The sequence below is a fragment of the Streptantibioticus parmotrematis genome (genome assembly GCF_019890615.1).
GTDB lineage: Bacteria > Actinomycetota > Actinomycetes > Streptomycetales > Streptomycetaceae > Streptantibioticus_D > Streptantibioticus_D parmotrematis.
Window position 1 is genome coordinate 48,851 of the sequence record NZ_JAINVZ010000010.1, and the last position, 19,948, is coordinate 68,798.

The window sequence follows — 19,948 nt, forward strand, 5'->3', positions numbered from 1 at the left end:
GTGCCACGCGCACACCCTGATGGCTCGTCAGAGCGTCGGGAGGATGCCTCCGTCGAGCGAGATGGTGGTGCCGGTGAGGTAGGAGGCGCGGGGGGAGGCGAGGAAGGCGATCAGTTCTGCGGCTTCTTCGGGGCGTCCGGGGCGGCCCAGGGGGGCTGCCAGGCGCCGGTGGAACTCCTCGCGGACGGTGTCCAGGTCGCGGTCGTCGCGTTCCGCCGTCTGCCGCAGGTGCGCTTCGACGGCCTCGGTCTCGATGACTCCGGGCATGACCGCGGTGACGCGTACGCCGTGTGGGCCGCAGGCGAGGGCGAGGCTCTTGCTGTAGGCGTTGAGGGCGGCCTTGGCGGCGGCGTACGGGACACCGTTGGGCTGGGGGTAGCGGGCGGCGTTCGACGAGACGTGGACGACCGCCCCGTGGCCCTGGGCGGTCATGTGCGGGACGAGGGCGCGGTCGAGGCGGACGACGGACAGCAGGTTGGTTTCGAGGTTGGTCTGCCAGTCCTCGTCGGTCGCGGCGAGGACGCCGTCGGGCACCTGGGCGTTGCGTCCGGCGTTGTCGACGAGCGCGTCGACGCCGCCCAGGAGGTCGAGTGCCGAGGCTGCCGCCCGCTCCACCCCGACGGGTGTGGTCAGATCCGCGGTCACCAGGTGTACCCCGGGCGGAACGTCGGCCGGGTTGCGGGCCACGGCCACCACGCGCGCGCCGGCCGCGGCCAGACGGCGCACGGTGGCGGCGCCGATGCCGCGGGTTCCTCCGGTGACGACGGCACGTGCGCCGCGCAGACCCAGGTCGGCGGTGGGATCGGGGAGCAGGGGCGGACGGGTGGAGGGCATGGCGTTCCTCAGGTGACGGGTGACGGGTGACGGTGCGGAGGCGGAAGCGCGCTTCCCTCAATCATTCACATGCTTAATTCGTTTAGCAAGCTACACGATCTCGTGAGGTAAAGTTAACGGGTGACCTCGGCTACCTCGACCCCCTCCGGCCCGGCGCTGCTCGACGAGCACCGCGACAGCCCCGGCCTCATGCTCGCCCTCCTGGGGCACGAGGCCATGCGCCGCCTGAGGGACGCGCACACCGCCAACGGCCTCACACCGCGGCAGTTCCACATCCTCGGACTGCTCCACGATCGCGGCCCGTTGGCGCAGACCGACCTTGCCGCGGAGACGGACACCGCGGCCAGCGTGCTCGTCACCCAGCTCAACCCCCTGGAGACCGAGGGGCTGGTGACGCGCACGCGCGACCCCCGCGACCGGCGCCGCCACCTGGTCGTGCTGACGGAGGCGGGGGAGCGCCGGCTCTCGGACGCCGCGACCGCGCAACGGGAGGTGGAGGACGGCCTCTTCCGCTCGCTGAGCGACAGCCAGCGCTCGCGGCTGACGCGGCTCCTCGTCCTGGTGCGCGACGATCTGACCGGCGGCGACGAGCACTGCGGTACCCCGACCTCCCTCGACAGGAAGACGTCGTAGGCCAACGCGACGGGGGCCCCGCGCACGCGCAGGGGCCCCCGTTGTGGAACGTCGGCTCAGGACTCCACCAGCTTCTCCAAGTCCTGGACCACTCGCGCCGGGGACGGCATCGACGCCATCGAGCGGCGCAGGGACTGGGCCGCGGTCGCGTAGGACGGCTCCGTCAGCAGTGCGCGGATCGCGTCGCGCAGCAGCGGGACGTCCGCCTGAGCCTCCGCGGTGTCCAGCGTGATGCCCGCCCCGGCCGCCGCCAGGCGGTCGCCCGTGGTGAACATGTCGAGCAGCTCGGGCAGCGCCAGCTGCGGCACCCCGGCCGCGGTCGACGTCATCGCCGTGCCCGCGCCGCCGTGGTGCACGATCGCGTCGCACGTCGGGAGGAGCAGGTGCAGCGGCACCGGGTCGATCAGCCGCACGTTCTCCGGCAGGCCCTCCAACGCCCCGTGGTCCGCCGACGGCACCGTCGCCAGCACCTCCACGTCGTCCATGCCCTCGAACGCCGACAGCACCGTGGCGATGTGCCGCGGGCCGTTCAGCAGGATCGCCCGCGAGCCCAGCGACACCACCACCCGGCGGCCCTCCGGCTTCTCCAGCCGCAGCCACTCCGGCATCAACCCGGGCCCGTTGAACGGCACATAGCGGATCGGGACGCCCGGCGTCGCGTCGGCCACCCGCAACTCCTCCGGCACCGGGTCCAGCAGCACCGTCGGGTCGGGCAGCCCGGGCAGGCCCAACCGCTCGCACGTGCCCTTCAGGCCCAACCGGGCGTGCGGCCGGGCCGGGGTGGATATCGGGTCCAGGCCCCAGCGGTGGTGCACCACCGGCACGCCCAGCACCCCGCCCACGATCAACGAGGTGAACTCCAGCATGTCGGACAGGATCAGGTCGGGCCGGTAGGCCCGCGCGAAGTCCAGGTACTCCGGCAGCAGGTACTTGGCGTGCACCACCCACGCTCTGGCACCGCTCGCCATCTCCTCCGGCTTGGTCCGCCCGCGCACCTCGATCATGCGCTTCGTGGTGCCCGTCATGCCGCCGGTGAGCATGTCGCCGGCGCGGTACGGGTCGCCCAGGGCGACGGCGTTCAGGCCCGCGGACTCGACGGTCGGCACGACGTCGGGCTGGACGGCGGCCAGCACCTCGTGCCCGGCCGCCCGCAACGCCCAGGCCAGCGGTACCTGCGGGGTGAAGTGGGTGGAGACGGGGGTGTTGAACATCAGGACGCGCATCGGGATCTCCCTCGGGGGATGCGGGGGTTTCACGGTTGCCCGAGCGGAAGTTCACGGTTGCCCGAGCGGAAGTTCACGGTTGCTCACGTTCGATTACGGGGCTCCCCACGGCGAAGGCGCCCCGCCCCGGTGTGCTTCCTGGGTGCGGGGCGCCTTCGACGACGGGATCAGGCCGCCTGGATCGCCTCCGTCTCGGTGGACGCCAGCGGCGCGGCCGACTGCTGCGGCGCCTGCTCCTCCTCCTCGATGGGGTCGAGCCGTACGTCGGGGATGAGGAACGCCAGCCCCAGCGCCACCACCATCAGCCCGGCCGCCACCAGGAACGTCAGCGACGTCGCGGAGGCGTACGCGGGGGCCACCTTGGCGTGCGGGGCACCGGTCATGCCGCCGGGCAGCAGGTGGGCCAGGCGGTGGTTGAGGATCTCGCCCAGCACGGTCGTGCCGAACGCGCTGCCCAGCGTCATGAAGAACCGGGTGCCCGACGTGGTGACGCCCAGCCGCTCCGGCTCCGCCGCCGCCTGCACGGTCTGGAGCACCACCTGCACCACGCCGCCGAGCCCGAAGCCCAGCAGCACCAGCAGCCCGCTCACCTCCAGCGTCGAGGTGTGCGCGTTGATCGTGCCGAACAGCGCCAGGGCGACGACCGCCACCACGCTGTTGACCAGCAGCACCGGCTTGAAGCGTTCGAGCCGCGTGATGATCTTGCCGGAGGTGAACATCACCGCGATGACACCGGCCGCCATCGGCACCAGCCGCACGCCCGCGCCCTCCGCGGTGACGCCGCGGGTGATCTGGAGGTAGGTGACCACGTAGACCGGCACCGCCAGCACCGCGAAACCGCCGATGAACTGGAGCGGCGCGCCGATCCGGAAGACCGGCTGGCGGAACAGCGACAGCGGCAGGATCGGCTCGGCGACCCGGGTCTCCCACCAGCCGAAGACGACCAGCAGGGCGACGCTCGCCGCCGCGTAGCCGATCAGCTGCGGTGAGGACCAGCCGTACGTGGTGCCGCCCCAACGGGCCACCAGCAGCAGCCCGGTGGCGCCCGCGGTGACCAGCGCCGCGCCCAGCAGGTCGACGCGGTGCTCGGTGCGGCGGGCCGGGATGTGCAGGGTGGCGAGGGTGATGGCGATGGTCAGGATGCCCAGCGGCAGGTTGACGTAGAAGATCCAGCGCCACGACAGGTGCTGGCACAGGAACCCGCCGAGCAGCGGGCCCACCACGATGCCGAGGGCGACCACCCCGCCGCCCATGCCGGAGCCGCCGGCCCGTTCGCGCGGCGGCATCAGCGTGGCCAGGATGATCAGCGTCAGGCTCATCAGCCCGCCGCCGCCGAGGCCCTGCACCGCGCGGAAGGCGATCAACTCGCCCATGTTCTGGGCGAATCCGCACAGGGCGCTGCCGCCGAGGAAGGCGGTGATGGCGAACAGGTAGACCTTCTTCGGCCCGAACATGTCGCTGAGCTTGCCGTACAACGGCTGGGTGGCGGTCGCCGACAGCACGTACGCGGCGATCAGCCACGGCAGCCTGCTCAGGCCGTGCGCCGGGTCGAGGTCCTTGGCGATCGGCCAGGCGGCGGTGGAGACGATGTTCTCGTCCAGGAGCGACAGCAGCATGGCCGCGAGCGCCCCGAGCGAGAAGATCTGGATCTGTGATTCGGTCATCCCATGGGCGGGTGCGGCATCGTCTGCCGCGGCGACCTGCTTGCTGCCGTCGCTCATGCTGGCGGTCCTCCGTGGGTGGGGTCGGTGCGTGGTGCGCAACGCGGCCGGGGACGTGGCCGGGTGCGGGGGACGGGACCGGCGTGGCGGCGCCGGCGTCCCGTCAGGCGGCGACGTCGGTGAGGGCGGCACGCGCGCCCACCAGCCGCTCCAGGTCGGCGACCACCTCGGCGGGGGTCGGCATGGCGGCCATGGTGTCGCCCAGTTCGCGGGCCGAGGCGGCGAAGCCGGGCTCGCCCAGCAGGCGTTCGACGGCCGCCCGCACGACCGCGGGGTCGTCCTGCGCGGCCGCGGTGTCCAGGCCGAGCCCGGCGCCCACCGCGGACATCCCGTCGGCGAACGCGAACTGGTCCATGATCTGCGGCAGTACGAGCTGCGGCAGCCCGAACGCGGTCGCCGTCATCGCCGTGCCGCAGCCGCCGTGGTGGACCACCGCGTCACAGGAGTCGAGGAAGAGGGTGAGCGGAGTCGGCTCGACGACGCGGACGTTGCGCGGCACCGCCCCCAACTCGCCCTGGTGCGCGGCGTCCACGGTGAAGACGACCTCGGTGTCCTCGATACCGTCCACCGCCTCCAGCAGGTGCCGCACCAGCGTCATGCCGCCGAGCACCAGCGTCTGGCCGCCCAGCGTCACGCACACCCGGCGCGCGGTCTCCTTGCGCGCCGCCCACTCCGGCCGGGTGCCGCCCCCGTTGAACGGCACGAAGCGGATCGGCGAGCCGGGCTCGGCGGCCTCGTGCTGGACGGACGGCGGGCACGGGTCGAGGATCAGGTCGGGCCGCGGCACGCCGTCCATGCCGTTGCGTCGCGCGAGGCCGCCGAGCATGAACTCGGCCGCGGTACGCACGGTGTGCGACAACGGGTCGACGCCCCACCGGTGCCGTACCGCGGGAACGCCCAGCGCGCCCGCGACGACCAGCCCGGCGAACTCCAGCTCCTCGCCGATCACCAGGTCGGGCCGCCACTGCCGGGCGATCTCCAGGTAGCGCGGGACCATGTAGCGGGCGTGCCCGGCGAAGACCTTGCAGCCCATCGCGAGGTCCTGCTCCTTGGGACGGCCGAGCAGCTCCAACGGGCGTCTGCCGGGCGGCAGATAGGGCAGCAGGTGGTCGTTGGTGTGGAACCAGGGGCCGACGATCGCGGTGCCGAGGCCGGCGGCGCGTGCCGTCGCCTCCACGTCCGGCTGCCCGACCACCAGCACCTCGTGCCCGGCGGCCCGCAGCGCCCAGGCCAGCGGCACCATGGGGACCATGTGGGTCGCCACCGGCGTCGTCGTCATCAGTACGCGCATCCGATGCTCCTCGAGACTGTCGGGGACGGGAACGGCAGTCGGGCCGGCCCCGGGGTCGTGGGTCTCGGACCATGAGGGTGACGGGTCCTCGTAGAGCGCGCCTCGCACCTGCCTGGAGCGCGCCCGCGCACGCCCGTAGGCCGACAGGCCGTCCCCGTACGCCCTCGCGAGGCCCCGCACGCGGAAGGCGGGGCCCACGCCTTTCGCGTGGACCCCGCCCGTGGTGTCCGGCCGAGGGGCGGGCCGGATCAGCCCTTGCCGCGCTTCACGACCTTCAGCACGCCGGCGATGATCGCGACGGCCACGAGGGCGATGATGATGTGGGTGACGTTCATGGGATGACTCCTGTCGGTGCGGTGGTGGTCGGCCAACTGCTGCTTTTGGTAAGGAAGTTGACGGAGCTGCGAGGAGGTCAGGCGGCCAGCGGGCCGGCCTCGGCCCGGCCGGCGCCCTGCGCGCTCAGCACCCGCCACAGGGCGGCGGGCGTCGCGAAGGTCGCGCCGGTCAGCACCTCCTCGGGGAACTCCACCCCGTACTCGTCCTCCAGCGAGACCAGCAGCTCGATGGTGGCGAGGGAGTCGAGTCCCGCCTTCTTCAGGTCCAGGTCGGGGGTGAGCCCGGCGTCGCGGGCGGACGGCGGAAGGACCGCGGTCAGCAGGCTCGCGAACCGCTCGTCCCACTCGTGTGCCATGGGGTTTCTCCTAGCGATGGTGGCGAATGGGGTCACGGACGCCCTGGTCAGGCGGCCTCGTCGGTCAGCCGGCCGCGCAGGGCCCGCCGGTCGGTCTTGCCGTTGGGGGTCAGCGGGAGGGCGTCCAGCACCCGGCACTCGGCCGGCACCTTCGCGTCCTCCAGGCGGTCCTTGAGGCGTTCGACCACCTCGTTCGGATCCAGCGAGGTCACCGCGAAGAGCGTCAGGTCGAACCCGTCGCCCGGCGGTATCGCGGCGGCCGCCTCGACGCCCTCGATGTCCAGCGCGGCGCTCTCGATCTCCAGGGAGCTCATCCGCACCCCGCGCCGCTTGAACAGGTCGTCGCGCCGGCCCTGGAAGTACACGTGGCCGTCGGTGTCCATGTGCCCGTAGTCACCGGTGTGCAGGGTCACCTCGCCGGTGACCGGGTCGGGCCGGAAGCGCTGCGCGGTGATCTCCGGCGCCCGCCAGTAGCCCGCCATGACGTGCGGTCCGCGCACCGCGATCTCGCCGATCTCGCCGGGCGGCAGGGCGCGCCCGTCCTCGTCCAGGATCATCACCTCGGTGCCGGGCAGCGCCGGGCCGACCGAGCCGGGCTTGGCCAGGTCGCCGTCCGGGGTCAGCACGGTGATGCGCTTGCACTCGGTGGTGCCGAACATCGGGGAGACCTGGGCCGCCGGGAAGGTGCGCCGCAGCGCCTCGATGACCGGCGCGGTCAGCGCGGCACCGGTGTTGGTGAACAGCCTTACCGCGGCCGTGCGCTTGTCGCGGCCCGCGAGCCGCAGCAGCATCTCGGCGAGCGACGGCACCACCGGCACGATCGTCACACCGTGGTCGTGCAGGGTGCTCAGCAGCCGCAGGTGGCGGTCCGGCTCGGTCAGCACCACCTGGGCGCCGGCGATCACCGACAGGAAGACCTGGTAGAGCCCGTAGTCGAAGGAGAGCGGGATGGCGACCAGCACCACGTCGTCCGGGCGGTAGCCCAGCACCGCCTGGATGGCGCGGGCCGCGAAGACGATCGGGCGGTGCGGGCTGACCACGGCCTTCGGCGCCGAGGTGGAGCCGGAGGTGTAGATCAGCAGACCGAGGTCGTCGGGGCTGACGACGGGCCCGGCCGCGTCCCGCCCGGTGCCGAGCAGCGCCTCGACCTCCGCCCACAGCGCGCCCAGTTCACGCACCGGGCGGTCGGTGAGCCCGGCGAGCAGCGCGGTGTCCTCGCCCTGGCCGATGACGAGCACCGGGTCGCTGTCGGCGGTCACCGACTTCAGGTGGAAGGACTTCATGGCCGGGTTGACCGGCACGAAGACGGCGCCGTGCCGCAGCGTGCCGAAGAGCATCGCCACGAACTGCCGGGTGTTGCCGACCCGGGCCAGCACGCGTTCCCCGCGCCGCACGCCGCGCGCGTCCAGCCAGGCGGCGAACGCCCGGGAGTACGCGTCGAGTTCGGCGTACGTCCAGGTGCCGGCGCGGTCGCTGACGGCGGGGGAGTCCGGGCGGGCGGCGACGGCGGCGGCGAGCAGGTCGCCGACCGTGACGTCGGCGGCGTCGCTGCCGGAGGGGGTCGGGGTCTCGATCGCGGTCACCATTGGGGCACCTCGTTGATCTCCAGAACGGCGACGGTGCAGGTGTACCCGGCGCCACCGCCGAAGAGCATCACCTTGTCGCCCGGCTCGACGGCGCGGGTGTCGATCAAGTGGGCCAGGCCCGCCGCCCAGTCGCCTGCCCCGATGTGGCCGGTGGTGCGGCCGTAGTCCCAGGTGGTCTGCTCCTCGGTGACACCGATCAGATGGTGCACCTGGTGGTCGCCCTTGCGGCGGCCGGTGTTGGGCGTGACGACGCGGGCCAGGTCCGCGGTCCCGATCCCGGCGTCGGCCAGCGCCTCCTTCTTCGCCTGGAGCATGACCCGGGCGATGCGCAGCACGATCTCCTTCTCGTCGCCCGCCTCCATGTACTCGTGGCTGCGCCTCGTCAGGTCGATACCCTCGGCGGCGGCCGGCGAAGCGGACAGGAACGGCTGGTCGCCACGGGCCAGCCCCTCAAGGGAGTTGTCGGCGACGGTCGCGGTGGACAGCAGCCGGGCGAAGCCGCCCTGGCTGGAGACCACCACGGCGGTGCCGCCGTCCCCGTAGGTGCTGATGTCGTGCAGCTCCCAGCGGTTGACGCCCGGAGCGGCCCAGCGGTCGGCCGTGGTCAGCATGACCGCGCTGCCGCCGCGCAGGCCCGACTTCAGGTGGGCGGCGGCCAGTTCGACGCCGCTGACGCCGACGTTGCAGCGCTGCTGGACGTCGAGCGCGGCCACCGAGCGGCCCACCGTGCGGGCGGCCACGTAGGAGGCGGTCGGGTAGATGTCGAGGCCCTGGAACCACAGGCTGCCGTGGATCAGCAGACTGAACTCCTCGGGTGCCACGCCGGAGCGCTTGAGCGCCGACTCGGCGGCGTACACGGCCATGTCCGGCGGCGCGACATCTTCCGCCTGGAGCACCGACTGGTAACCGAAGGTCTCGTACCGCTCGGCCGTGTACTTGCCCTCGCGCACGGCATCGGCAGCGGAGACCGGCTCCGGCAGCCAGGTGCCCACCGCGGCGACGTGGATGTCGTCCCAGCGCATGACTCTCCTCCCGTTAGGGCCCGTGGGCCGGTGAGCCGATCGTGACGGCCGCACCTGGAGCGGTCCTGGAGCCCGGCTACAGCCCGGGCCGCGCCCGCCTGACCACCGGTCCAGCGGGCGTCGAGCCAGGCACCCCAAGGTGTGCCGACCACACGCGGGAGGCCCCCGGGAAGCAGCCGGGAGATGTGCCGACCACACGCGAGATCCGGTGTCCAGGAGGAGTCAGATGAACGCGAGCCAGCGGCGACAGGGCGGCGGACCGCTCGACTTCGGCGTCTTCTTCTTCGCCGCGGTCGGCGACCAGGCGGGGGAGACCTACCGGCTCATGCTCGACTGCGCGCGCCGCGCCGACGAGTTGGACCTCGCCTTCGTCTCCACCCCGGAGCGCCACTTCCACCGCTTCGGTGGCGCCTTCCCCAACCCCGCGGTCTCCTCGGCCGCGATCGCCGCCGTCACCAGCCGCGTGCAGATCCGGGCCGGCAGCGTCGTCACCCCGCTGCACCCGACCGCCCGCGTGGTCGAGGACTTCGCGATGGTCGACGGCATCTCCGGCGGGCGCACCGCGATCTCGGTCGGATCGGGCTGGAACGTCAACGACTTCGTGCTCGCCCCCGAGGCCTACGAGGGCCGCCGCGCGCGCATGGTCGCCGACGTGGACGCGATCCGCGAGGCATGGCGCACCGGCAGCTGGACCGGGCCCGACCCGCTCGGCAAGGAGGTCACCCTCAGCGTCTTCCCGCGTCCCGTCCAGCGCGAGCTGGAGATCTGGGTGACCGCCTCGCGCAGCGAGGGCACCTTCCGCGAGGCGGGCCGCCTGGGCTGCAACATCCTCACCCACCTGGAGAACCAGGACCCCGAGTCGCTGGCGGACAAGGCCGCGATCTACCGCGCGGCGCGCGCCGAGCACGGCTGGGAGGGTCCGGGGAAGATCACCGTGATGATGCACACCTTCCTCGCCGAGGACTCCGCGCAGGCGCGGGCGACCGGCGGCGGCTGGCTGCGCGACTACCTGCTGACCGCCATCGACCTGGAGTCCAAGGCGGTCACCGCGGGCGGCCGGATGAGCGGCGGCAAGCAGGGCCGCGACGTGCTGGCCGCCCAGGCCGCGCAGCGCAAGCTCGCCGAACTCGGCGTCAACCGCTACCTGTCCGGCAACTCGCTGATCGGCTCGCTGGACGAGGTGACCGCCACCGCCGAGCGGGTGCGCGCGGCCGGCGCCGACGAGATCGCCTGCCTGGTCGACTTCGTGGGCGACTCGGCGCAGGTCCTGTCCTCCCTCGACCTGGTCGGCGAACTGCGGCAGCGCTTCACCGGCGCCGCGAACGCCGTCACGGACTCCGACGCCGCGCCCGCCGCGGCCTGATCCCCGACGACTCCATTCCGTAGAAGACGTCACGAAAGACACCGACCGACGACAAGGACCCACCCATGCCGACGATCCTGGCCGTCTCCGGCAGCCCGTCCCCGTCCTCGTTCACCCAGGAGGTGCTGGGCCTGGCCGCGCGGCGGCTGCGGGGCCGCGGGCACCCGGTGGACACCCTGCCGGTACGTGAACTGCCCCCGGCGGCGCTGCTGGCCGCCGACACCGAGGACCCCGCGGTGCGCGACGCCGTCGACCGGCTGATCGCCGCCGACGCGGTGCTGCTCGCCACCCCCGTCTACAAGGCCGCCTACTCCGGGCTGCTCAAGGCCTTCCTCGACCTGCTGCCGCAGTACGCCCTGGAGGGCAAGGTCGTCATGCCGCTGGCCTCCGGCGGCTCGATGGCGCACGCCCTCGCCGTGGACTACGGGCTGCGCCCGGTGCTGGCGTCGATGCGGCCGGTCGCCATCACCGACGCCGTCTTCGTGCCCTCCGACGCGGCCGTGCGCGGCCCCGACGGGCGGCGCGAACCCGACCCCCTGACCCGCGCCCGGCTGGACGACGTGACCGACCGGTTCGAGGAACTGCTGACCGCGGTGGCCCCGGCCGAACGGCACGCCGAGCCGGCCGCACCCCGCGCCGCCGCCTGAACGGCCGCGCCCGGCACGGCGGTTCGAGGGTTTCTCCACCGCCTGCCCTCATGGTCCGACCGCCACCGGCACGGACCGGGACATCCGGCCCGTGTCATCCACGAACCGTACTGAACATGATGAGACATGGTGAGAGAGGAGTTTCCGATGAAGGCTCTGGTGCTGTCCGGCGGCACGGGTACCCGGCTGCGGCCGTTCAGCTATTCGATGCCCAAGCAGCTCATCCCGATAGCCAACAAGCCCGTGCTGGAACACGTGCTGGAGAACATCCGCGACATCGGCGTCACCGACATCGGCATCATCGTCGGCGACCGGGAGCCCGAGATCGCGGCCGTCCTCGGTGACGGCGAGGAGCTGGGCCTGCGCCTGACCTACCTGCGCCAGGACGCCCCGCGCGGCCTCGCGCACTGCGTGCAGATCGCCAAGGACTTCCTGGGCGACGACGACTTCGTGATGTACCTGGGCGACAACATGCTCCCGGACGGCATCACCGGCGCCGCGGAGCGCTTCCGCGAGGTCGGCCCGGCCGCCCAGGTCGTGGTGCAGCGGGTCGAGGACCCCCGGGCGTTCGGTGTCGCCGAGGTCGGGGCCGAGGGCGTCGTGGAGCGACTCGTCGAGAAGCCCCAGCAGCCCAAGAGCGACCTGGCGCTGATCGGCGTCTACTTCTTCACCGCCGCCATCCACGAGGCCACCGACGCCATCGAGCCCAGTGCCCGCGGCGAGCTGGAGATCACCGACGCCGTGCAGTGGCTGGTGTCCTCCGGCGCCGACGTGCGCGCCCAGGAGTACACCGGGTACTGGAAGGACACCGGCAAGGTCGACGACGTCCTGGAGTGCAACCGGGAACTCCTCGACCACCTCGTGCGCGACGTCGAGGGCCAGGTGGACGACGAGAGCGTGCTGATCGGCCCGGTCGTCGTCGCCCCCGGCGCCCGCATCGTGCGCTCGTTCATCGAGGGCCCGGCGATCATCGGCCCCGACAGCCTGGTCGAGGACTCCCGGATCGGCCCGCACACCTCCATCGGCGCGCAGGTCTCCCTCGTCGGCACCCACATCGACTACTCCATCGCCCTGGACGGCGCCTCGGTCAGCGGCGTGCACGCGGTGCACGGTTCCGTCATCGGCCGCTCGGCCGCCGTCAGCAGCGGCGACAACTCCACCCGCAAGCACCGGCTGGTCGTCGGTGACCACACCCGGATCGAGGTCGCGGCATGAGGCTTCTCGTCACCGGCGCCGCCGGATTCATCGGTTCGCACTACGTGCGCACCCTGCTCCAGGACGGCTACGCCGGCTCCGAGGGCACCCACGTCACCGTGCTGGACAAGCTCACCTACGCGGGCAACCGGGAGAATCTGCCGGCCTCGCACCCGAGACTGGAGTTCGTCCAGGGCGACATCTGCGACGCCGACCTGGTGGACGAACTGCTGCCCGGGCACGACGCGGTGGTGCACTTCGCCGCCGAGTCCCACGTCGACCGCTCCGTCGAGTCGGCCGCCGAGTTCGTGCGCACCAACGTCGGCGGCACCCAGACGCTGCTGGACGGCTGCCTGAAGACCGGGGTCAGCCGCTTCCTGCACGTGTCCACCGACGAGGTCTACGGCTCCATCGACGAGGGCGCGTGGACCGAGGAGTGGCCGCTGCTGCCCAACTCCCCGTACGCGGCGTCCAAGGCGGGCTCCGACCTGATCGCCCGCGCCTACTGGCGCACCCACAAGCTGGACGTGTCGATCACCCGCTGCTCCAACAACTACGGCCCGTACCAGCACCCGGAGAAGCTCATCCCGCGCTTCGTCACCAACCTGCTCCAGGGCAGCAAGGTGCCGCTGTACGGCGAGGGCGCCAACATCCGCGAGTGGCTGCACGTGGCCGACCACTGCCGGGCGATCCACCTGGTCCTCACCAAGGGCCGCTCCGGCGAGGTCTACAACGTCGGCGGCGGCAACGAGCAGACCAACCGCCAGATCACCGAGAAGCTGCTGGAACTGACCGGCAACGACTGGTCGTCCGTCGTGCGGGTCGCCGACCGCAAGGGCCACGACCTGCGTTACTCGCTGGACGAGACCAAGATCCGCGAGGAACTGGGCTACGCGCCCGAGGTCACCTTCGAGCAGGGCCTCGCCGAGACCGTCGCCTGGTACCAGGACAACCCCGGCTGGTGGAAGCCGATCAAGAACGAAGGGGAGCAGGGATGACCGCCGCGCACGAGGAGCGGCCGCAGGTGCTGGTGGTCGGCGCGGGACCGGTCGGGCTGACCGCCGCCCACGAACTGACCCGGCACGGTGTGCGGGTCAGGCTGGTCGACGCCGCCGACGGCCCCGCGGTCACCAGCCGGGCGCTGGCCACCCACGCCCGCACCCTGGAGACCTACGACCAGATGGGCGTCGTCGACGAGCTGCTGCCGCGCGGGCAGCGCGTCGAGCACTTCACGCTGCACCAGAACGGCCGCCGCCTGATCCGCTTCGACACCGACTACAGCAGGCTTCCCACCCGCTTCCCCTACACCCTCATGGTCGACCAGGTCGTCACCGAGGAGGTGCTGCGCACCGCGACCGCGCGGCGCGGCGTGGAGGTCGAGTGGAAGACGAAGCTGACCTCCTTCCGCGACACCGGTGACGGTGTGACCGCCGAACTCACCCACGCCGACGGCACGGTGGAGACCGTCACCGCCGACTGGCTGGTCGGCACCGACGGCGGCCACTCCACCGTCCGCAAGACCCTCGGGCTGCCGCTGCACGGCGACAGCAGCGAGACCTGGCTGATCGCCGACGCGGTCGTGGAGTGCGAACTGCCGCGCGACTCCATCCACTGGATGCGCACCCCCGAGGGCACCGTGATGCTGGTGCCGTTCCCCGACCCGGGCAAGTGGCGGCTGCTGGACACCCGCGACGCGAGCTACGACGGCGACGACGAGGCGATCGCGGCGCGCTTCGCCCGCAAGATCAAGGCGGGTACCGGCGCGGAGGTCACGGTCGAGGCGCCCACCTGGGTGTCGGTCTTCACCATTCAGCAGCGCATGATCCCGACCATGCGCTCCGGCCGCTGTTTCGTCGCGGGCGACGCCGCCCACGTGCACAGCCCCGCCTCCGGGCAGGGCATGAACACCGGTGTGCAGGACGCGTACAACCTCTCCTGGAAGCTGGCCTCGGTCATCCACGGGCAGGCCGACGGCACGATCCTGGACACCTACAGCGCGGAGCGCGTGCCCGTCGGCGCGAGCCTGCTGGCGTCCACCCGGTTCGCCACGATCCTGGTGCAGTTGAAGAACCGCTGGGCGGCCGCCGCGCTGCGGGCGCTGTTCACCTTCGTGCGCTCGGTGCCGCCGCTGAAGTCGAAGATCGAGCGCAAGATCATGGGCGGCATGTCGGCGCTCGACCTGCGCTACGACGCGAGCCCGCTGTCGCTGGGCGACGGCGTGCCCGAGGACGCGGTGCTGCCGCCGGGCTCGCGCGCCAGCCGGGTCACCACCGCCGGGGCCGTGCGCTCCAGCGGCTGGCGGGAGTTGCTCGCCGAGCTGCGCGAGAGCGGCTGGACGCTGCTGGCCTGCGGCCGCGAGCGGGACCGGGTGGCGCTGCGCGAGATCGCCGAGGGGTACGAGGGCGTGGTGCGGGTGCGCGTGGTGGGCGACGAGCAGGTGCCCGGCGCGCTCGCCGACCCGGAAGGGCGACTGCGCGAGGAACTGGGGCTCGTACCGGGCAACTGGCTGCTGATCCGGCCCGACGGCTACGTCGCGGCGTCCGGCGCGGACCTGGCGACCGGCGGACCGCGACCCGCGCTGGAGAAGCTGGGGCTGCGCCGCCCTTCCGCCGCGCGGCCCGAGGCGGCGGACCGCGGTGACCGGCCGGTGGCCGCCGCCGCCCGCTGACCGTCTCCCGCCCTCCGGGAACGGTCCCCGAGACAAGTCCCGAGATCAGTTCCGAGATCAGTCCCCCGAGATCAGGACACCGCATGGACATCGTGGGAAACGGCTTCCTCGCCCGGAGTCTCGCGCCCCTATCCGACCGGCACCACGACACCGTCGTCCTCGCGGCGGGAGTGTCCTGGGCGAGCGGCACCTCGGCCGCCGACTTCCGGCGGGAGTCGGACCTGCTGGCCGAGGTGGCCGCCCGCTGCAAGGCGGGCGGCCGCCGCCTGCTGTTCTTCTCCACCTCCTCCAGTGGCATGTACGGCCGGGTGACCGGCCCCGCCGAGGAGGACACCCCGGTCGTGCCCTGCACCCCGTACGGGCACCACAAGCTGGCGATGGAGCGGCAGTTGGCCGCCTCCGGAGCCGATCACCTGGTGCTGCGGCTCGGCCACCTGGTCGGCCCCGGCCAGCCGCCGCACCAGCTGCTGCCGATGCTGGTCAGCCAGATCCGGGCCGGCCGGGTGGAGATCCACCGCGGCGCCGCCCGCGACCTGATCGCGGTCGACGACACCGTGACCGTCATCGACCACCTGCTCGCCCGGGCTCCGAACGGCGAGGTCGTCAACGTCGCCTCCGGCAACGCGGTCCCGGTCGAACGCGTCGTGGACCGGCTGGAGCGCCGCCTCGGCACGCGGGCGCGGCGCGAGTACCGGGACGCGGGCGCCCGGCACACCATCTCCATCCACAAGCTGCGCACCCTCGTGCCGGAAGTGGCCGGCCTGGGCTTCGGCCCCGACTACCACCTGCGGGCCATCGACGCCTTCCCGCTGGACGCGGACCCGAGCACGGCTCAGGCGCCGCTCGAGTCCCGGCTGTCAGCCTGAGGCGCGCGAGGCTCGTGCCGCGCGCCCGAGACAAGGAGATTCCCCCATGACGAACCCCGCGACGGCAGGCGGTCCGGCGCGCCCGGATCCGTCGTCGTCGAGTCAACTGGTCACCGCACTGCGCCCGTTGGTCATCGACGTGGCCGTCCCCACCGCCCTCTACTACGTCCTGCACGACGCCGCGAAGCTCAGCTCGGTCGACTCCCTGATCCTCAGCGGCGTCGTCCCCATGATCCGCACCGTCTTCGGCCTGACCAGGGAGCGCAAGGTCAACGGCCTGGCGCTGCTGATGCTCGTGGTGACCGTCGCGGGCGCAGGCATCAGCGCGATGACGGGCAGCGCGCGGCTGATGCTGGCCAAGGAGTCGCTGGGCACCGGCGTGATCGGCCTGTCCATCGCCTGGTCGGCGTTCACCCGCCAGCCGCTGATGACCAACGCGATGCGGCCGATGATGACCAAGGGGGAGGCCGAGAAGGAAGCCGCCTGGGAGCATCTGCGCGCCACCTCCCCGGCGTTCCGCCGCGGCATCTCCAACGTCAGCCTGCTGTGGGGGCTCGGGCTGCTCGGCGACTGCGTGCTGCGGGTGATCGGCGCCTACACCCTGCCGGTGGACACCATGGTGTGGATGTCCACGGTGATCCTGGTCGGCGCGGTGCTGGTGCTGATGGTCGGCACCGGCAAGGTCTCCGACCGTGCCGAACGCCTGCTGCTCGCCCACGTCGAGGAGAACGCGCGCCGCGACGCCGGGCCGGGACGGGACGGCGGCCCCGGCGTCCACGCCCACCCGGTGCTGCCCCGGCCGTCCCGCCACCAGGACGGCGCGGCGGCCTGATCACGAGGACGGATCGCCGGCCGGTGCCGCACCCCCACTGCGGTCCCGGCCGGCGCTCACGTCTGCGGACGAGACGAGAGAGGTACGTGTGGCCGTGACTGAAACGACAGCGAGAACGGTGGTGGTGTTCGGGAGTACCGGCTTCGCCGGGCGCCACCTGTGTGCGGCCTTCGAGGCCACCGGCCACCGGGTCGTGCGGGTCGCCCGCCGCGAGTCCGGCCCCGACGGGATCGCGCTGGACCTCGCGGCCGCCTCGCCCGGCGAGATCGCCGGGCTGCTGGCCGCCGCGGAGCCGGACGCCCTGGTCAACTCGGCGGGCGCCGTCTGGGGGGTGACGGAAGATCAGATGGCGCTGCTGAACGCCGAGTTGCCCGCCAAGCTGGCCGAGGCGGCGGCCTCGCTGCCGCGCCCGCCCCGGGTGGTGCACCTCGGCTCGGTGCACGAGTACGGGCCGGTGTCGCCCGGCGTGACCGCCTCCGAGCAGCTCGCGCCGCGACCCGACAGCGGCTACGGCCGCGCCAAACTCGCCGGCACCCAGGCCCTGTTGGCCGTCGCCGGTGCCGGCCTGCTGGAGGTGGTCGTGCTGCGGGTCTCCAACATCCTGGGCCGCGGCGCCCCGCCGGACAGCCTGCCCGGCATGGTCGCCCACCACCTGGCCGCCGCCCAGGCCGAGGTCGCCGCGGGCCGTCCCGCGCCCGCCCTGCGGCTGTCGCCGCTGATGTCGTTCCGCGACTTCGTGGACGTGCGCGACGTGTGCGACGCGGTACTGGAGTCGGCCAGGGGCGTGCCGGACGGCGGCCCCGGCACCGTGCTCAACGTGGCGCGGGGCGAGGCGGTCGCCGTGCGGATGCTGGTGCACCGGATGGTGGAGCTGTCCGGCATCCCGGTCGAGGTCGTCGAGGAACGCGCCTGCGACAGCGTGCGCGGCACCATCAGCGGCCAGCGCTACGACATCACCGCGGCGCACCGCGCGCTCGGCTGGCGTCCACGCCGCCCGCTGGACGTCACCCTGCGCGACATGCTGCGCCAGCCGGTGGCCCGGTGAGCGCGATCGGGTATCGAGGGCCGTTCGAGCCCCGGGGTGCAGGGTCTGGCGTGACGGGCGCGGGCACCGTGCCGAACCGATCACGGAGGTAGTTCAGATGAGCGACCAAAGGGCGCTTGTGCTCGACGAGGTGCGCAAGTACCACCAGGAGCAGCGCGACACCCGGCCGTTCGAGCCCGGTGTCACGGAGATCTGGCCGTCCGGCGCGGTGCTCGAGGAGGAGGACCGGGTCGCGCTCGTGGAGGCCGCGCTCGACATGCGGATCGCGGCGGGCAAGAGCTCCCGTCGGTTCGAGTCGCAGTTCGCCCGCCGCCTCAAGCGCCGCAAGGCCCATCTGACCAACTCCGGCTCGTCCGCCAACCTGCTGGCGATGTCCGCGCTCACCTCGCACCAGCTGGAGGACCGCCGGCTGCGCCCCGGCGACGAGGTGATCACCGTCGCGGCGGGCTTCCCCACCACCGTCAACCCGATCCTGCAGAACGGCCTGGTCCCGGTCTTCGTCGACGTCGAGCTGGGCACGTACAACACCACCGTCGAGCGGGTGCAGGCGGCGATCGGGCCGAAGACCCGGGCCATCATGATCGCCCACGCGCTCGGCAACCCGTTCCCGGTCGCGGAGATCGCCGAACTCGCCGTCGAGCACGAGCTGTTCCTCATCGAGGACAACTGCGACGCGGTCGGCTCGCTCTACGACGGGCAGCTCACCGGCACCTTCGGCGACATGACCACGGTCAGCTTCTACCCCGCGCACCACCTGACGATGGGCGAGGGCGGCTGCGTGCTCACCTCGAACCTGGCGCTGGCCCGCATCGTGGAGAGCCTGCGCGACTGGGGCCGGGACTGCTGGTGCGAGCCGGGCGAGAGCAACAAGTGCCTCAAGCGCTTCAACTACCAGATGGGCACGCTCCCGCAGGGCTACGACCACAAGTACATCTTCAGCCACGTCGGCTACAACCTGAAGGCCACCGACCTTCAGGCCGCCCTGGGCCTGACCCAGCTGGCCAAGCTCGACTCGTTCATCGACGCCCGCAAGGCCAACTTCAAGCGCCTGCGCGACGGCCTGGAGGGCACCCCGTACCTGCTGCTGCCCGAGGCGACGCCCAAGAGCGACCCGAGCTGGTTCGGTTTCGTGCTCACCGTCGACCCGAACGCGCCGTTCTCCCGCGCCGAGCTGGTCGACTTCCTGGAGGACCGCAAGATCGGCACCCGCCGCCTGTTCGCCGGCAACCTCACCCGCCACCCCGCCTACGTCGACCAGCCGCACCGCATCGTCGGCGACCTGACCAACAGCGACATCATCACCGACCAGACCTTCTGGGTGGGCATCTACCCCGGCCTGACCGAGGAGATGATCGACTACATCGCCTCCTCCGTCCGGGAGTTCGTCGCCTCCGCGGGTCTGGCCCGCACCGCGTGACCGGGCCGCGCGTGAGCGCCCGCCGCACGCCCTCGCACCGCACGCCCGACCACCCCCGCACGGAAGGACGCCGTCCATGGATCTCGGCCTGACCGGACGCGTCGTCCTGGTCACCGGCGCCACCGGAGGCATCGGCCGCGAGATCGCCCGCGCCTTCTGGGCCGAGGGCGCGAAGGTCGCCGTCGCCTACCGCAGCGACACCGAGGCCGCCGAGAAACTCGCGACCGAACTCGGTGCGGCCGACGACCGCGCCTTCCCGGTGCCGTACGCACTGGACGAGGCCGGCTCGCCGGAACGGGCGGTCGCGGCGGTCGAGGAACGCTGGGGCGGCCTGGACGTCCTCGTCGTGGGCGCCGTGCGCTACGGCAAAAGGCGCGAGCGCGGCACCCGCTTCGAGGACGTGCCGGAGTCCGAGTGGCGCCCGGTGCTGGACGACAACCTCGCCCCGGCGATCCGCACCGTGCAGTGCGCGGTGCCGGGGATGCGGCGGCGCGGCTGGGGACGGATCGTGCTGATGTCCTCGCACAACGCGCTCGACGGCAACCTCGGGCAGGAGTTCTACGGCGCCGCGAAGGCCGGACTGCACGGGCTGGCCCGCAGCCTGATGTGGGACCTGGGCGACAGCGGCGTCCTGGTCAACGTGGTCTGCCCCGGGCTGACCGCGACACCGGCGGTGCTGACCCGGCTGCCCGCGGCCGTGCGCGACCGCGAGTCCGGGGCGACCCCCACGACCCGGCTGAGCACCCCCGACGAAGTCGCCCGCTCGGTGGTGTTCCTGGGCTCGGCGGCCAACGGCAACATCACCGGCGAAGCGCTGACGGTTGCGGGCGGCAGATGACATCGCGGCGGACCGCGCCGCGCGTCACCGGGGCACCGGCCCGGCGCGCGGCGGGCCGCCGACCCACCAGGGAGGGA

General features: G+C 72.6%; 19 protein-coding genes. 11 read left to right on the top strand and 8 right to left on the bottom strand.

Features of this window, described 5'->3' with window-relative positions; genetic code table 11:
* Nucleotides 1-27: 27 nt before the first annotated feature.
* Nucleotides 28-834, bottom strand: coding sequence for an oxidoreductase (locus K7472_RS16295; protein WP_222978619.1), 807 nt, complete (start codon nt 832-834; stop codon nt 28-30).
* A gap of 120 nt (nt 835-954) precedes the next feature.
* Between K7472_RS16295 and K7472_RS16300 the strand changes: the two genes are divergently transcribed.
* On the top strand, nt 955-1,467 hold the full coding sequence (locus tag K7472_RS16300) for a MarR family winged helix-turn-helix transcriptional regulator (RefSeq protein WP_308013939.1): 513 nt from the start codon (nt 955-957) through the stop codon (nt 1,465-1,467).
* Between the two features lie 56 nt (nt 1,468-1,523).
* On the opposite strand, the gene K7472_RS16305 is transcribed toward K7472_RS16300, so the two are convergent.
* The 7 genes from K7472_RS16305 to K7472_RS16330 form a co-directional block, all read right to left on the bottom strand.
* Nucleotides 1,524-2,690 carry a nucleotide disphospho-sugar-binding domain-containing protein gene (locus K7472_RS16305; protein WP_222978620.1) on the bottom strand — a complete coding sequence of 389 codons (1,167 nt, stop codon included), beginning with the start codon at nt 2,688-2,690 and terminating at the stop codon, nt 1,524-1,526.
* Nucleotides 2,691-2,857: 167 nt separating this feature from the next.
* On the bottom strand, nt 2,858-4,411 hold the full coding sequence (locus K7472_RS16310) for an MFS transporter (protein WP_222978626.1): 1,554 nt from the start codon (nt 4,409-4,411) through the stop codon (nt 2,858-2,860).
* A 103-nt stretch (nt 4,412-4,514) separates the two neighbouring features.
* Nucleotides 4,515-5,702, bottom strand: a complete 1,188-nt coding sequence (locus K7472_RS16315) for a nucleotide disphospho-sugar-binding domain-containing protein (RefSeq protein WP_222978628.1) — start codon at nt 5,700-5,702, stop codon at nt 4,515-4,517.
* A 248-nt stretch (nt 5,703-5,950) separates the two neighbouring features.
* Nucleotides 5,951-6,073 (bottom strand): hypothetical protein, encoded by a 123-nt coding sequence (locus K7472_RS33245; protein ID WP_289679015.1) that lies wholly within the window; start codon nt 6,071-6,073, stop codon nt 5,951-5,953.
* Nucleotides 6,074-6,114: 41 nt separating this feature from the next.
* Nucleotides 6,115-6,393 carry a phosphopantetheine-binding protein gene (locus K7472_RS16320; protein WP_222978629.1) on the bottom strand — a complete coding sequence of 93 codons (279 nt, stop codon included), beginning with the start codon at nt 6,391-6,393 and terminating at the stop codon, nt 6,115-6,117.
* A 47-nt stretch (nt 6,394-6,440) separates the two neighbouring features.
* Nucleotides 6,441-7,979, bottom strand: a complete 1,539-nt coding sequence (locus K7472_RS16325; RefSeq protein WP_222978631.1) for a class I adenylate-forming enzyme family protein — start codon at nt 7,977-7,979, stop codon at nt 6,441-6,443.
* Nucleotides 7,973-9,001 (bottom strand): ketoacyl-ACP synthase III family protein, encoded by a 1,029-nt coding sequence (locus K7472_RS16330; protein WP_222978633.1) that lies wholly within the window; start codon nt 8,999-9,001, stop codon nt 7,973-7,975. Before K7472_RS16330 ends, K7472_RS16325 begins: the two co-directional genes overlap by 7 nt.
* A gap of 226 nt (nt 9,002-9,227) precedes the next feature.
* Here K7472_RS16330 and K7472_RS16335 point away from each other — a divergent pair, with 226 nt between their 5' ends.
* From K7472_RS16335 to K7472_RS16380, 10 genes are all read left to right on the top strand, one after another.
* A complete protein-coding gene (locus K7472_RS16335; protein WP_222978634.1) occupies nt 9,228-10,364 on the top strand; it encodes a MupA/Atu3671 family FMN-dependent luciferase-like monooxygenase in 1,137 nt (378 codons plus the stop codon).
* Nucleotides 10,365-10,429: 65 nt separating this feature from the next.
* Nucleotides 10,430-11,011: an NADPH-dependent FMN reductase gene (ssuE, locus tag K7472_RS16340; RefSeq protein ID WP_222978635.1), complete on the top strand. Its 582-nt coding sequence runs from the start codon at nt 10,430-10,432 to the stop codon at nt 11,009-11,011.
* Nucleotides 11,012-11,158: 147 nt separating this feature from the next.
* Nucleotides 11,159-12,226: a glucose-1-phosphate thymidylyltransferase gene (locus K7472_RS16345; RefSeq protein WP_222978636.1), complete on the top strand. Its 1,068-nt coding sequence runs from the start codon at nt 11,159-11,161 to the stop codon at nt 12,224-12,226.
* Nucleotides 12,223-13,203 carry a dTDP-glucose 4,6-dehydratase gene (gene rfbB / locus K7472_RS16350; protein ID WP_222978637.1) on the top strand — a complete coding sequence of 327 codons (981 nt, stop codon included), beginning with the start codon at nt 12,223-12,225 and terminating at the stop codon, nt 13,201-13,203. The genes K7472_RS16345 and rfbB overlap by 4 nt, the downstream gene beginning before the upstream one ends.
* On the top strand, nt 13,200-14,873 hold the full coding sequence (locus K7472_RS16355; protein WP_222978638.1) for an FAD-dependent oxidoreductase: 1,674 nt from the start codon (nt 13,200-13,202) through the stop codon (nt 14,871-14,873). Before rfbB ends, K7472_RS16355 begins: the two co-directional genes overlap by 4 nt.
* Nucleotides 14,874-14,956: 83 nt before the next feature.
* Nucleotides 14,957-15,739, top strand: a complete 783-nt coding sequence (locus K7472_RS16360; RefSeq protein ID WP_222978639.1) for an NAD-dependent epimerase/dehydratase family protein — start codon at nt 14,957-14,959, stop codon at nt 15,737-15,739.
* A gap of 46 nt (nt 15,740-15,785) precedes the next feature.
* The gene (locus tag K7472_RS16365) at nt 15,786-16,571 is read left to right on the top strand and encodes a VC0807 family protein (RefSeq protein ID WP_222978640.1); all 786 of its coding nucleotides are present in this window, start codon (nt 15,786-15,788) and stop codon (nt 16,569-16,571) included.
* 94 nt (nt 16,572-16,665) lie between these two features.
* On the top strand, nt 16,666-17,616 hold the full coding sequence (locus K7472_RS16370; RefSeq protein WP_222978642.1) for an NAD-dependent epimerase/dehydratase family protein: 951 nt from the start codon (nt 16,666-16,668) through the stop codon (nt 17,614-17,616).
* 97 nt (nt 17,617-17,713) lie between these two features.
* Nucleotides 17,714-19,033 (top strand): lipopolysaccharide biosynthesis protein RfbH, encoded by a 1,320-nt coding sequence (gene rfbH / locus K7472_RS16375; RefSeq protein WP_222978643.1) that lies wholly within the window; start codon nt 17,714-17,716, stop codon nt 19,031-19,033.
* A 76-nt stretch (nt 19,034-19,109) separates the two neighbouring features.
* Complete coding sequence (locus K7472_RS16380; RefSeq protein WP_222978644.1) at nt 19,110-19,871, top strand: SDR family NAD(P)-dependent oxidoreductase; 762 nt, start codon at nt 19,110-19,112, stop codon at nt 19,869-19,871.
* Nucleotides 19,872-19,948: the final 77 nt, after the last annotated feature.

Bases quoted from the DNA above. Each gene is read 5' to 3' on its own strand.
- K7472_RS16295 (WP_222978619.1), bottom strand. From the start codon at position 834: ATGCCCTCCACCCGTCCGCCCCTGCTCCCCGATCCCACCGCCGACCTG.
- K7472_RS16305 (WP_222978620.1), bottom strand. From the start codon at position 2,690: ATGCGCGTCCTGATGTTCAACACCCCCGTCTCCACCCACTTCACCCCG.
- K7472_RS16310 (WP_222978626.1), bottom strand. From the start codon at position 4,411: ATGAGCGACGGCAGCAAGCAGGTCGCCGCGGCAGACGATGCCGCACCC.
- K7472_RS16315 (WP_222978628.1), bottom strand. From the start codon at position 5,702: ATGCGCGTACTGATGACGACGACGCCGGTGGCGACCCACATGGTCCCC.
- K7472_RS16320 (WP_222978629.1), bottom strand. From the start codon at position 6,393: ATGGCACACGAGTGGGACGAGCGGTTCGCGAGCCTGCTGACCGCGGTC.
- K7472_RS16325 (WP_222978631.1), bottom strand. From the start codon at position 7,979: ATGGTGACCGCGATCGAGACCCCGACCCCCTCCGGCAGCGACGCCGCC.
- K7472_RS16330 (WP_222978633.1), bottom strand. From the start codon at position 9,001: ATGCGCTGGGACGACATCCACGTCGCCGCGGTGGGCACCTGGCTGCCG.
- K7472_RS16335 (WP_222978634.1), top strand. From the start codon at position 9,228: ATGAACGCGAGCCAGCGGCGACAGGGCGGCGGACCGCTCGACTTCGGC.
- ssuE (WP_222978635.1), top strand. From the start codon at position 10,430: ATGCCGACGATCCTGGCCGTCTCCGGCAGCCCGTCCCCGTCCTCGTTC.
- K7472_RS16345 (WP_222978636.1), top strand. From the start codon at position 11,159: ATGAAGGCTCTGGTGCTGTCCGGCGGCACGGGTACCCGGCTGCGGCCG.
- rfbB (WP_222978637.1), top strand. From the start codon at position 12,223: ATGAGGCTTCTCGTCACCGGCGCCGCCGGATTCATCGGTTCGCACTAC.
- K7472_RS16355 (WP_222978638.1), top strand. From the start codon at position 13,200: ATGACCGCCGCGCACGAGGAGCGGCCGCAGGTGCTGGTGGTCGGCGCG.
- K7472_RS16360 (WP_222978639.1), top strand. From the start codon at position 14,957: ATGGACATCGTGGGAAACGGCTTCCTCGCCCGGAGTCTCGCGCCCCTA.
- K7472_RS16365 (WP_222978640.1), top strand. From the start codon at position 15,786: ATGACGAACCCCGCGACGGCAGGCGGTCCGGCGCGCCCGGATCCGTCG.
- rfbH (WP_222978643.1), top strand. From the start codon at position 17,714: ATGAGCGACCAAAGGGCGCTTGTGCTCGACGAGGTGCGCAAGTACCAC.
- K7472_RS16380 (WP_222978644.1), top strand. From the start codon at position 19,110: ATGGATCTCGGCCTGACCGGACGCGTCGTCCTGGTCACCGGCGCCACC.